Annotated in this window: 10 protein-coding genes and 1 pseudogene; 7 read left to right on the top strand and 4 right to left on the bottom strand. The window is 37.0% G+C overall.

What is annotated here, in order from left to right:
* Positions 1-118: 118 nt before the first annotated feature.
* Complete coding sequence (locus tag X953_RS16800; RefSeq protein ID WP_019376699.1) at positions 119-478, top strand: DUF488 domain-containing protein; 360 nt, start codon at positions 119-121, stop codon at positions 476-478.
* Between the two features lie 76 nt (positions 479-554).
* Here the strand turns inward: X953_RS16800 and X953_RS19900 are convergent, their stop codons facing one another.
* Positions 555-722 carry a hypothetical protein gene (locus X953_RS19900; protein WP_156958511.1) on the bottom strand — a complete coding sequence of 56 codons (168 nt, stop codon included), beginning with the start codon at positions 720-722 and terminating at the stop codon, positions 555-557.
* Between the two features lie 108 nt (positions 723-830).
* Entirely contained in the window at positions 831-1523 is a 693-nt protein-coding gene (locus X953_RS16795; protein WP_040956602.1) for a Na-translocating system protein MpsC family protein, read from the bottom strand.
* Positions 1524-1724: 201 nt separating this feature from the next.
* Between X953_RS16795 and X953_RS16790 the strand changes: the two genes are divergently transcribed.
* A complete protein-coding gene (locus X953_RS16790) occupies positions 1725-2165 on the top strand; it encodes an OsmC family protein (RefSeq protein WP_040956601.1) in 441 nt (146 codons plus the stop codon).
* 927 nt (positions 2166-3092) lie between these two features.
* Entirely contained in the window at positions 3093-4487 is a 1395-nt protein-coding gene (locus X953_RS16785; RefSeq protein ID WP_040956600.1) for an L-cystine transporter, read from the top strand.
* 72 nt (positions 4488-4559) lie between these two features.
* On the opposite strand, the gene X953_RS16780 is transcribed toward X953_RS16785, so the two are convergent.
* The gene (locus tag X953_RS16780; protein ID WP_040956599.1) at positions 4560-6356 is read right to left on the bottom strand and encodes a DNA ligase D; all 1797 of its coding nucleotides are present in this window, start codon (positions 6354-6356) and stop codon (positions 4560-4562) included.
* Positions 6357-6500: 144 nt separating this feature from the next.
* Between X953_RS16780 and X953_RS16775 the strand changes: the two genes are divergently transcribed.
* From X953_RS16775 to X953_RS16765, 3 genes and pseudogenes are all read left to right on the top strand, one after another.
* Positions 6501-7358, top strand: coding sequence for a Ku protein (locus X953_RS16775; protein WP_019379198.1), 858 nt, complete (start codon positions 6501-6503; stop codon positions 7356-7358).
* Between the two features lie 272 nt (positions 7359-7630).
* Positions 7631-8660 (top strand): annotated as a pseudogene (locus X953_RS16770) (acyltransferase family protein).
* A gap of 33 nt (positions 8661-8693) precedes the next feature.
* Positions 8694-9521, top strand: coding sequence for a sugar nucleotide-binding protein (locus X953_RS16765; protein WP_040956598.1), 828 nt, complete (start codon positions 8694-8696; stop codon positions 9519-9521).
* A gap of 95 nt (positions 9522-9616) precedes the next feature.
* On the opposite strand, the gene X953_RS16760 is transcribed toward X953_RS16765, so the two are convergent.
* The gene (locus tag X953_RS16760) at positions 9617-10960 is read right to left on the bottom strand and encodes a YjiH family protein (RefSeq protein ID WP_040956597.1); all 1344 of its coding nucleotides are present in this window, start codon (positions 10958-10960) and stop codon (positions 9617-9619) included.
* Between the two features lie 132 nt (positions 10961-11092).
* Between X953_RS16760 and X953_RS16755 the strand changes: the two genes are divergently transcribed.
* The gene (locus X953_RS16755) at positions 11093-12739 is read left to right on the top strand and encodes an AarF/ABC1/UbiB kinase family protein (RefSeq protein ID WP_232217748.1); all 1647 of its coding nucleotides are present in this window, start codon (positions 11093-11095) and stop codon (positions 12737-12739) included.
* The last annotated feature ends 13 nt before the right edge of the window (positions 12740-12752 follow it).

Raw genomic sequence — 12752 nt, 5'->3', positions numbered from 1 at the left:
AGTTCTACTTTATTAGAAGAAACTATCTTTTAAAAGAGACGTTCTAAAATGGCTGAAAGCTTGCTTCGTGTTTCCGTTTGCTATGCAATGGGTAATGGGATAGTAAGGAGGAGATAGAATGCCTGTACAAATAAAGCGTATTTATAATGAAGAGGATCAAAACGATGGCTTTCGCGTACTTGTGGACCGTGTATGGCCTCGCGGTATGTCTAAAGAATCAGCCAATCTGGACGAATGGATGAAAAATATCGGTCCATCCAACGAACTCCGCAAATGGTTTAACCATGACCCCGAAAAGTTTTCTGAGTTTAAGAAGAAATATAAAGACGAACTTCAAAATGGAGACCAAAATGAAGAACTAGAAGAACTAAAAGATTTAACTAAAAAGCATAACAAGCATATTACTTTATTGTTTTCAGCGAAAGATGAAAACAATAATCAGGCAGCTGTTTTGAAGGAAATCCTTGATAGACAGTAGCTCATAGGATATTGCACTCTCGCTATGCTGGGTAGATATCCCAGCATAGATTAATGCCCGAATGACTTCGTATTACTTACTCTTTTTTTATAATAAGCTTATAGTTATCTGGAAGAAAAACTTTCTGTTGAGATTCTTTCAAAAATAACTCTGCTTCTTCATATGTTTGAAAAGTGATTATTTTACCGTCAAATGCCATATTTGCACTTACCTGATTTGCTCCAATAGCTACTACTTTATACATAAAGTAAGCTCCTCCTTTACTTAGATTTCAAACAAAAAAATAGCCGAAAAGAGAATATTTCTCTTTACGGCTTATGTCCAAGCACTATTGTCTCGGCATTCCCACCTGCTATTTAGTTGGCTTTAATATAAATACCACGTAACCTACATCATCACTGAAGTCCCAGTCTACAAAAATATCCTGAATTTCCTGATTCAGCACACTTTCTATATAATCTATATTTATTAAAGATTTTTCCAATTTTCTTTTTGATAATCTTAGCTGTTCAGAGAAGCCGGATTGAATAAGTTCCTTCTCAATTAATACTAAAATTTCTTCCCGTCTAGATATAATGGTGCGCTCGTTCAATTTATAAGAAACCAAATGCATTGGCGTTTTTTGCGCTTTTTCAGTGAATCGATTAATTTCCCCGTGTAATTTCTCTTTTGCTGGATAATCAAGATCTTCCTCTTCAGATTCATTAAAGATTGGTTCCATCTCAGCAAATATAATTCCTGATTTTTTTTCCAGTTCCCAGTCATAGAGAATTGTTTTCACACCTGAATTTAATTCTGAAGTAAGAATCCACTTTATTTCCGGAATCAGCTCTGACATCATGAGGTCTCTGGTTTCTTGTATCTTTAAATCATTCTTTTGATTTAACAAAATACGTTCCATTGGAGCTAAAAAATTTTGCAGATACATTGTTACAAAACCTCTACTGATGGAAACATAAATAGACCCGGGGCCCTTCCCGAAATTGTCCCGCAATAATTTACCTACAGAGCTTGCAATGATGGAAGCTTGACTTTTAGTACTCAATTATTCTCATCCTTTATTGGAGGAAAGTACATTATTTTACATTCCCTGTTTTTAGTCTAACATTACCACTAATAAATGAAAACCAAACATGGCTAAATAATAGTGTTTGTAATAAAGCAATAATTAATCTATGTTGTTTTACCTCGCTTTTTACTCTAATTTTTCTCTTGTTTCTGCTATTCTAAACTTGAGGTGATAAAAATGGCAGAACATCATTTTCACTTAAAGGCTACGTGGCCTGGAGGGCGAAATAACGACGGTTTTATTGAAACTGAAAATTTAAAAACAAAAATTTCGATTCCTACTGAAATGGATGGACCAGGGATTGGTACAAATCCAGATGAAATGTTACTTGGAGCAGCTGCAACTTGCTATGTAATAACGCTAGCCGCAATGATTGAGCGTGCAGAGCTACCATTGGAGAAGATGGGATTGGATTCAGAAGGTATTGTAGATGTAACAGGGGGAGTATTTACGTATAAGAAAATAATTCATCGGCCTCATGTTACCCTTAATCAAGATGCTACTGAGGAACAAGTAAACAAACTTAAAAAGCTTGTAGAAAAAGCCGAAAAAAGTTGCATGATTTCACGAGCGATCCAAGGCAACGTAGAAATTGAATTAGAAGCAGATATTAGATAAGTATATGGGAGCCCTCTCTTTTCGTTGATTAACGGAAGAGAGGGTTTTTAATTGGTTCTTATATATATGTTAAGGTTATTCAATGATTCGGAAAATAGATAAACTGCGACGTAACTTGATACTATTGAAGACCACCTATCGCCATTGATTTCCATTCCAGATGAACGCTTTCCGCCGGCATGGCCTCAGCCGCTTCCTCCGCTACGCTCCGTGCAGGGTCTTCAGCTCATGCTATTCCGGCAGGAGTCGTCATCTTCCATTCCAATCAATTGGTATGTGCTTTAAAATCTCAAATGCAAAGCGGGCTTTTCACTTATTCCTTGTCAATGTAAAGCGACCTTTTTACACCTAATACTAAATTCATTTATTGCTAAAGAGTAACTCTTAGCGAAGGAAAAATACGGAGACTCCTGGGGAAGATGAGGCATCGGTGAGACCCCGGAATGCGTATAGAGGTTGGAAGGCTAAATTCGCGACGTCGCAACGCCTTCATGACCAACATCGTGTTGGCCCGAGTCTCATCAGCCGCCCCCGGAAAGCGCAGTATTTTTCCGTAGCGGTGTTATTTAGCTATTTTATATTAATTGGGAAATAAGTTTTCACTACGTCGCAGTTTCCTCCTACTATGAATGAACAAAATACTACGCTTGTGAACCACCGTTTGTAGAAAAACCTTTTTAGTTGAAAGATATATCTCATATATGGATATATCTTTCAAATCCTTACTCATAGGAAGGTATTATTGACCACTAATTTCTTCAAAAATATATTCTAATTGTTCCCAAAACCCCTTGACACTTTTCCTAAACCATTGTATTTTAAATTAAGTCATAGTAAATTTATCGGAATTATATATTTTAGGTCATTTCTATAAATTTATGCATATACTGAATTTATTAAACGACATGACAGAGAGGGGAAAGAGGAATGGATTTAATTTATATATTACTTAATATTGCCGTACTATTAGCGGTAATTGGTTTGTTGATTTGGATGCAGAAGAAACACTATTCTTTTTCAAGAAGAGTGTTTACAGGTTTAGGTTTGGGGATTTTATTGGGGACGGTGCTACAGTTAATCTATGGAACAGGTTCTGAGGTGCTGACTGCAACAACAGACTGGTATAGCATTGTAGGTAGTGGGTATGTACGTTTACTTATGATGATTGTTATACCATTAGTACTTGTATCTATTATTCAGTCAATCATTAACCTGGAGAACTCAGCCGAGTTAGGGAAGATGTCAGCTTGGATTATTGGGATATTGATAACTACAACGATGGTCGCTGCATTTGTAGGGATAGGGACTGCTACATTATTTGATTTAAGTGCAGAGCAAATTGAAGCAGGTCAAGCAGAGAGTGAACGGGGGACAATGCTGGAAACAACATTAGGAGAGGTGCAAGACCAATCCACCCCGGATAAGATCCTTAATTTCATCCCATCAAATATTTTTATGGATATGACAGGACAACGCTCAACTTCTGTAATAGCTGTTGTTATTTTCTCTATTATTGTAGGGATTGCGGTACTTGGTGTACGACGTAAAAACCCAGAGCAGGCAGAAATGTTTACGAAGATTATAAACTCCCTGTACGCTGTGGTAATGCGAATCGTGACATTGGTGTTACGTTTAACGCCATTTGGTATTTTAGCGTTAATGGCTAATACAGTAGCGAACACAGATTTTGCTGGAATTGTAGAACTTGGTAAATTTGTAATTGCTTCTTATGTAGCGTTATTTGTTATGTTTATCATTCACTTGGTATTAGTCGGAGTATTTGGTTTAAATCCATTAACATATTTGAAAAAGGTAATACCTGTACTTGGCTTTGCGTTTACTTCCCGATCCAGTGCGGGTACTATTCCACTGAACATTCAAGCACAGAAAAACTCATTAGGTGTGGACCAAGGTATTGCTAACATGTCTGCATCCTTTGGAGCAACGATGGGGCAAAATGGGTGTGCGGGTATTTATCCTGCTATGCTTGCAGTAATGATTGCGCCAACCGTTGGTATTGATCCACTATCACCAGGCTTTATTTTGCAGTTAGTGTTAATTATCGGTGTCAGCTCATTCGGTATTGCTGGTGTAGGTGGGGGAGCGACATTTGCAGCGTTAATCGTGCTTTCGTCCATGAATATGCCTGTAGCCCTTGCTGGTCTTCTTATTTCCATTGAGGCTTTAATTGATATGGGACGTACAGCATTGAATGTTAATGGTGCCATGGTTTCAGGAACAATAAGCTCTCGTATCTTGAAAAAATTGAATCTAAAAACGTTTAATGACAAAACAGCAATTGAAGAAAGTACTTCTTTATAATCAGAAAATCCGTTTTCCTTATTGGAAAACGGATTTTTGTTATAAATAAAAAATCTCCAGTATGCTAGTGATTTAACCCCTTATAAATGATAATACTTTATCCAGGTCTTGATTCTCGCCAGCCTTAAAGTAATCCTTGAAGGGACAACCAAGTGTTTGTACTCGTTCTATCATATTTTTTATTGTAAAACTTGTTGGTTCTAAGCCATCTTTAACTTCTTCCCAAAATAAAGGAGTAGAAACTGTAGCTTCTTCCGTCCTTCTTGGGGAATATGGTGCAATAATAGTCTTGTCCTTCCCGTGCTGTACATAATCAATATAAAGTCTTTCATTCCGCTTTTTCTTCATCCGTTCCGTTGTAAATAAGTTAGGATAAGCTGTCTCCACTGTCCAGGCAATGGATTGAGTGATTAATGCCGTATCCTCATAGGATAGCTTATTAGACGGAAGTGGAATGTGTATTTGCAGACCTTTATTTCCGGAGGTTTTTACAAAGGAAGTGAGCTCTAATTCATCAAGCATTGGCTTAATAATATTTGCTGCTTTAATAGCTAAACTAAATCTTTTTCGATCTGGTGGATCTAAATCAAATACAATCTCATGTGGATGTGTTTGTGTAATATATTGAAATGGAACATGATATTCCACAGCTCCATGATTTGCAAACCAAATAAGTGAATCAAGCGAGTCACAAACAATGAGCTTTTTATTTTCATAAGGGATGGAGTTAATAAAATCCGGTGCGTAGTCAGGTAGATGTTTTTGAAAAAAATGCTCATTGCTAACTCCGTCCGGTGCGCGAATAATTGTAAGAGCTTTACTTTTTATAAACGGAAGCATATAGGGGGCTATTTCCCTTATGTATACAAGTAAATCCCCTTTTGTATAACCGGTACTCGGCCAAAAAATCTTTTCTGTATTCGTAAGCTCCACCTTTTGTGGAAGCATAGCCATATCCAGCTCAAGCTTCTGCTGGGTGCACTCAGTCGCTGATATATTTGGCAACAGTGTGGAAAACTCAGGTTCTCTTAACTCATTTTTATATAAGTCAAGTGTATGAAGAGAGGCACATATTGCTGGAGGAAGTTCATAGCCCTCTCCATGCTCCACACCATTTTTAATGAAGAATTGGGCAATGGAGGAGAACGTGTCTTTATCCAATCCATGCTTACATTTCCCAATAGTACTTATATTTTCTCCATTAAATACTCCTACAGTAAAGTAATTATTTTTCTTGTCATAGGTCGTAAGAAAACCATGGAAGGTTCGCCAATTTTTTATTTTTAACCAATCATGATGCCCTTTGCCCGGTTGGTAAATACTTCGCTTTCTCTTTGCAATCATTCCTTCTCCCTTATAATTAAAAATTATTTCCCATAATTTATTCGGGTTTTCAAATGCTTTTACAATACGTAGCTGAGGTACCTTAATAGTTGCTAAAAGAGATTCTAGAGCAATTTTCCGTTCAATATAAGGGACTTTTTCCATGTTTTCCTTGCCTTGTTGCCAAAGGTCAAATGCTAAAAAAGATGCAGGTCTGGTCTCAGCTGCTTTGAGGATAGCTGCTTTATTTTTCAGGCGACCTCGTTTCTGTAGAGCGGAGAAATTCCCTTGATAGTCATTGTTTAGAATGACGAGTTCTCCATCTAAGGTTATCGGCAGGACTTCTGTCATTTCTGATTCTACTGCATATAGTGCTTCGACAATTTCTGGAAATCCCTTTGTAAGGTCATTATTATTTTTACTTACCAGTTTAATTTCTCCTTGATTCCAGTATATAACACAACGAAAGCCATCGTACTTTATTTCATATAACCAATTCTCTCCCTGAGGAATGTCATTACTGCTAATAGGCTTCATCACTGGCATGTCTTTCCGCCTTTCTTCTTTACTAGTACTAGTAAAACGCTTGCGCTTTTATTCATAACTTGGCTTATTTTTAGAAAAATACTCGCTGAGAGGATAAAAAGATATACAACCGACAAACTATGTAGAAAAGGGAGGTACGTATTTATGCACACAATGTGGAAGGGCACCATAAGTTTCGGATTGGTGAACATACCAGTAAAAATGCATGCAGCAACAGAGAATAAGGATGTGAAGCTTCGTCAGCTTCATAAGGAGTGCCAATCACCTGTGAAATATGAGAAGGTTTGTCCGGTTTGTGATCGAAAGGTAGAGAATGAGGAAATTGTGAAGGCATATGAATACGCTAAAAATAAGTTTGTGATTTTAGATGATGAAGAACTGGAAGCATTGCAAAAGGAACAGGCCGATAAAGCAGTTGAAATTGTAGATTTTGTAAAGCTGGAAGAAATTGATCCGATCTATTTCGAAAAAAGCTATTACTTATCACCAAATGAAGGTGGCGGGAAGGCATACGGTTTATTACGAAGTGCTTTGAAAGACACCGGGAAAATTGGCGTAGCGAAAATGATTATCCGTTCAAAAGAGCAGCTTGCTGTGATCCGTGTATACGAAAATACACTTATTGTAGAGACGATTCACTATCCTGATGAAGTCCGGAGTGTACAAGATGTGCCAAACGTGCCTGAAGAAGTAGCTGTCGCGAAAAAAGAACTCGACACTGCGAAAATGTTAATTGATCAGTTAACAGCTGAGTTTGATCCTGAAAAATATAAAGATGAATATCGCACCGCATTGCTTGATTTAATTGAAGATAAGAAAAATAATGAGCAAACAACTACGGCGAAGGATGTAAGTACAAGACCGGCTACAGCCACAGGTGCTGATAATTTAATGGATGCACTGCAAGCCTCTTTAGAGCGAGCTAAAAAAGAAAAACCGAAGCCAAAACAACCAAAACGTAAAACAAAAACAACAACACAGAAAAAGAAAACAGCAACGTAAAAGTCTCTATTTTTTGAGGCTTTTTCTTTTTGTATATAAAGGTAATCGGCAGTAGAGCGTATGAGTTCGCCGTAGAATAAGATTAGCGCCATGCACCTTTGAAATATAGCTATTACCTCGAAATATAAAAACCTTATTTCTGCCACACATATTACAAATATTCAAGTAATTTTCATTCTGCTAACAAATGGTTAACAACTACTTTAAATAGGAGTGAAACTCCGTTTAAACGTGTAAAATAGGGTATAGAATATGTAAATAAAAGTTTAAGGATGAGTGTAATGGAAAGAAACGCCTTCTTTGATAACGCGAAGTTCATTTTAATATTCCTTGTGGTGTTCGGTCATATGATTCAACCATTTACAGATGGTTCTACAACTATAAACACGCTGTATATGTGGATTTACACCTTTCATATGCCTGCATTTATTTTGTTGGCGGGTTTTTTTTGCCAAAGGTTCAGGGAACATTTCTTATATACTGAATTTAATAAAAAAACTACTTGTACCCTATTTGATTTTCCAATTAATCTATACAGGCTATTACTTTATTATTGGGAAATCCGGTTGGCAAAATGATTTATTTCACCCACAATGGGCACTATGGTTTTTATTTAGTTTATTTTGCTGGCATCTCTTGCTGTATTGGTTCAAGAAAATACCAGCAGTTTTGAGTATTACACTTGCTGTTCAAATTGGCTTAATCGTTGGTTATTTTGGAGAAATTGGACACACATTCAGTTTATCTCGCACATTTGTGTTTTTCCCATTTTTCCTAGCTGGTTACTGGCTAACAGAGAAGCAAGTAATGTTAGTTAAGCGGAAAGCATTTAAAGTGATTTCTGTTGGTGTAATGGCCGCAATTGCACTTGCAATTTATTACATGCCTGATTTCAATTCAGGTTGGTTGCTTGCATCCAAGTCTTATGGAGATTTAGGCATGAGTGAGTATGGTGGCTTAGCTCGACTAACGGTTTATGTTACAGCAGCAATTATGGTAGCAAGTGTGTTGGCATGGATACCAAAAAACAAGCAGAGTTTTACTAAACTTGGAACTAGAACATTATATGTGTATCTTCTGCATGGGTTTTTCATTCAGTATTTCCGTCAAGTAGATGTATTTAAAATTAATAATCTAGTTGACTTTGTAGGATTGGCAGCGATTTCCATGGGGATTGTTCTCCTGCTATCCAGTAAGCCTGTGCTGGGAATTTGGCAACCTATTATTGAAGGAAGAGCATCCATTATGAAGAAAGCCTATCATGAAAAAATAAGCAAAAAGCAACCCGGAACAGAATCATAATTCTAACTGTTTTAAAGAGAGGAAGTGCTAGGTATGAAGGTTTGTGTATTTGGTGCGAATGGATATGTAGGGTCATCTGTTTATAAATTACTAGATGATATATCCGGCATAGAAGTTAGTGGGACGTTTTTGGAAGAGCCTTCTATGTTTGATGATCTAGTAAAGCTAGATGTAAATGAACCAGAGTCTTTTTCCGAGTACTTTAAAGAAGAACAGCCAGATGTAGTTGTTTGGTCAGTAATGGCTGGGCCAAATGAACACGAGTTAACAGATCAAGGCTTAATCCACTTAATTACACATCTGACTCCTGAGACAAAGCTGATCTATCTCTCGTCTGATTTTGTTTATAGTGCAGGAAATGGGCCGTATAAGGAAGAAGATCCATTATCTACGCTGCCTGAGGATCATGCGTTCAGTAACTATACAAATGCTAAGGTAAAAGCGGAACGGCTCATTGATAAGGAGTTAACAAATTATACTATTTTACGTGCTGGCCCAATATACGGTGAAAATGCGATTGGAAAGCTAGATGAGCGTACAGATAAATTAGCCTATCATCTGCGTTCGGATAAGCCGATAGCCTTTCGCGATGATCTCATTCGGACATTTGTGCATGTAGCGGATTTGGCAACCGTCATTGTAAAGTTCATCCAAAATGATCTGATCGGTGTTTATAATACTGGACCAGAAAAGACACAAAGTTTTTATGAATTTATGAGGGAAGAAGCAGAGAAAATGGGCTATAATGCAGATTTAGTTGAAAAAGGTTCTGAAGAAGAACGAGTAGATGAAGAAATTCCGAAGAATACTTCTCTGAACACGGAAAAAATTAAAGAAAAATTGAAACTAAATTTCAGATAAAACGTATAGCATATCACCCCTTTTTTTATAAAAGGAAAAGACGGTCATCTATGAGATGACCGTCTTTTTCGTCTTTGCTAATAAACCTGTATGAATTAAAAAATCAGATGGGCAATCAGTGTAATAATAGGCAATGTAATTACTGTTCGAAGTAAGAAAATAATTGCCAGGTCCTTAAATGATACTGGTACCTTGGAGCCAAGTAATAAGCCGCCAACCTCAGACATATATATTAACTGTGTAACAGACAAGCCTGCGATAATAAACCTCGTTATCTCTGCATCAATGGATGAAGCAAAAATGGCAGGCAGGAACATATCTGCAAAACCAATTAAAACCGTCTCTGATGCCTGAGCAGCATATGGTACCTGCATCAGTTCAAGTAAAGGGATAAACGGCATACCTAGCCATTGGAATACGGGGGTGTATTCAGCAATGATCAAAGCAATCAAACCAAAAGCCATTACGACTGGGGCGACTCCCATCCACATATCGAGGATGTTTTGCCCGCCTTCTTTAAAAAATTGATACACACTTGTTTCTTTTTTACTGCGGTCCAACGCTTTTTTATAACCAAATGTGAAAGAGTTGTAACCATCAGGGATTTCCTCGTTAATCCCTTCTGCATCATCTCGTACAAAGGAGTCCGCTTTTCTGGAAAGGGGTGGTATTCTTGGCATAATTAATGCAGCAACAAATCCAGCAAGGAGTACAGTTGCATAAAAAGGAACAAACATATGCTCTAAGCCTACTTCAGAAATTACTACTAGTGTGAACGTAATGGAAACAATAGAAAAGGTTGTCCCAATTACGGCGGCTTCACGCTTTGTATAGTAACCATCTTCGTATTGCCGACTAGTTAAAAGTACTCCAATAGTACCGTCACCAATCCAGGAAGCTAATGAGTCAATGGACGCTCTGCCTGGTAAGCGAAATAGCGGACGCATAATTTTTGTCATTAATGTACCGAATAATTCCAATAAACCAAAGTTCATTAGTAATGGTAAAAATAACCCAGCGAATAAAAAGACAGCGAACAGAACATGGAGCAGGTCATCCAAAAGAACCTCTCCTGTATTTGGTCCATAAATTGCTTCGGACCCCAAATCAAAATATACCATCACAGCAAATACGGCCGCGACAACTCTTGTAATTGTCCAAAATATACTGACATGAAATAAGTTTTGGAAAAACGGTGTCTTTTTAAAAATGGAGCTGAACCTTGCCAACAGGGTCATTATTGCTGTGATTACGATAATAATCATCATAATCATGGAAAGCTGATTAGCAAGTTCCTCCTGAACCCAATTTGCCAATACTGCAATTGGAATAGTTAAGCCATCCTTGGTTTGTACAGGACACATAAATAAAAATATTCCAATGAGGGAAGGAATAATAAATTTAAGATGATCACTCCATTTATAGTTTTGCTTGTTCATATAATCCTCCCTGAATAACTCGTTTTTGTACTATTATACAGGGGGTTGTATAAATATCCAAGTACTTTTACTAATATCATAGATAAGTTTTATTTCATAGATTACCGGGAAATGGTTTTAGAGGTGTTTAATGTGAAAAATGCGTTAACATATAATTTGTTTTACCGGTGTACGTTTATTGTATGGATGGTCGTAAAATTTATTTTCCAAATTTATTTCTTTCATCTTTTTCATGGTATTTGGGATGAACAGACGAAGCGGAAATGGGAACACCTGCTACATAAACAGGCTGTAGAATATCGGAAAAAAGCCGTTAAAATGGGTGGAGTATTAATAAAGGTGGGTCAGTTTCTTAGTACAAGAACAGACTTTATGCCTGAAGTATTTATTAAAGAATTGAGTGGCTTGGTCGATCGTGTCCCTCCAATGCCGTATAGCTACGCAAGTCGTTTACTTCAGGAAGAGTGGGGCGCGGACCCATCCGAATATATAGAGGATATAAACAGAACGTCTATTGCTTCAGCTTCGATCGGGGAAGTTTACTACGCAAGGTTAAAAGGAAGCGGAAGAGAAGTTGCGATTAAGGTTCAACGATATCAGGTGGAAAGAATCTTTCATATGGATTTTAAAGCATTACGGGTTGTATTTTGGATTATTTCTTTTTGTACTTCTTTTGGAAAAAAAGCAGATTTAAAATCACTCTATTTAGAATTGATACGAGTGATGGATCGTGAATTGGATTTCACCCAGGAATTACATTATGGAAAGTATTTTAAAGAAAGGTTTAAAGATGATAAGACGGTATATATCCCTGCGTTTATGGATGAGCTATGTACAAAAAGAGTGTTGGTTATGGAATGGGCGGAAGGTGCAAAAATAACTGACCTTGAATTTATGCGTAAGCATCATATTCAACCAGAAAGAATTGCAAAAAATCTATTTAACTTTTATAGTGAGCAGTTTTTAAACCCAGGCAACTTTCACGCAGACCCCCATGCAGGTAATCTACTAATTAATAGGAATGGCACGATCACCATACTGGACTTTGGGATGGTAGGGGAAGTTAGAAAACAAGATACTACTTATTTTAAGCATTTGATTCAAGGGGTAATTATAGATGACTATGACCGTGTAATAGAAGCACTCGAACAAATGAATTTTGTATTACCAAATGCTGACACAAATAAGTTAAAGAAAATGGTAAAACAACTGATCGAAATGTATCGGGATGGTTCATTCAAAAATATGGATGGACAGTTGCTGGAACAAATTAAACAGGACATCAAAATGTTTGTAAAAGAACAGCCCATTCAGTTGTCTGCCGAGTATGCTTATTTAGGACGAGCAATATCTATTAATATAGGAATACTTTTTGCAATTTATCCGGAAACAGACATAGAAAAATGGGCCAAACCTAAAATCAAAAAATGGCTTGGCAGCAAAACGCTAATCGAATCTATTTATAAACAGTATGCTAAGGAATCCATTGAACCTATCTTCTCTTTTCCGAAAGCAATGTTAGGATGGCTGGAAAATGGGGAAAAGGATAGAGAGTGGGATAAAGAAAAACAAGAAAAAACATGGAAACATCACTTTTTCCTGGTACTGGAGTCATTTCATTTTATTATGATTCTAGTCAGTATTGCAGCAAGCTGGTATGGCTATGTAGAAGGCTATACTATATTTGGAAGCTTTGGACTGGCAGGCATTATTTATTTTGTGGTTATGTTTACGATACTTGCCAGAAAGCATTACAAGGTAATTCAATCTATAAAATAAAGGAGTGCTAAAA

It is taken from the genome of Virgibacillus sp. SK37 (assembly GCF_000725285.1).
Taxonomy (GTDB): domain Bacteria; phylum Bacillota; class Bacilli; order Bacillales; family Amphibacillaceae; genus Virgibacillus_Q.
This window is presented reverse-complemented; position numbering and strand designations above follow the sequence as displayed.

What these genes read in the sequence shown, in the direction of transcription:
- X953_RS16800 (WP_019376699.1), top strand. Translation starts at nt 119, where the DNA reads ATGCCTGTACAAATAAAGCGTATTTATAATGAAGAGGATCAAAACGAT.
- X953_RS19900 (WP_156958511.1), bottom strand. Translation starts at nt 722, where the DNA reads ATGTATAAAGTAGTAGCTATTGGAGCAAATCAGGTAAGTGCAAATATG.
- X953_RS16790 (WP_040956601.1), top strand. Translation starts at nt 1,725, where the DNA reads ATGGCAGAACATCATTTTCACTTAAAGGCTACGTGGCCTGGAGGGCGA.
- X953_RS16785 (WP_040956600.1), top strand. Translation starts at nt 3,093, where the DNA reads ATGGATTTAATTTATATATTACTTAATATTGCCGTACTATTAGCGGTA.
- X953_RS16780 (WP_040956599.1), bottom strand. Translation starts at nt 6,356, where the DNA reads ATGCCAGTGATGAAGCCTATTAGCAGTAATGACATTCCTCAGGGAGAG.
- X953_RS16775 (WP_019379198.1), top strand. Translation starts at nt 6,501, where the DNA reads ATGCACACAATGTGGAAGGGCACCATAAGTTTCGGATTGGTGAACATA.
- X953_RS16765 (WP_040956598.1), top strand. Translation starts at nt 8,694, where the DNA reads ATGAAGGTTTGTGTATTTGGTGCGAATGGATATGTAGGGTCATCTGTT.
- X953_RS16760 (WP_040956597.1), bottom strand. Translation starts at nt 10,960, where the DNA reads ATGAACAAGCAAAACTATAAATGGAGTGATCATCTTAAATTTATTATT.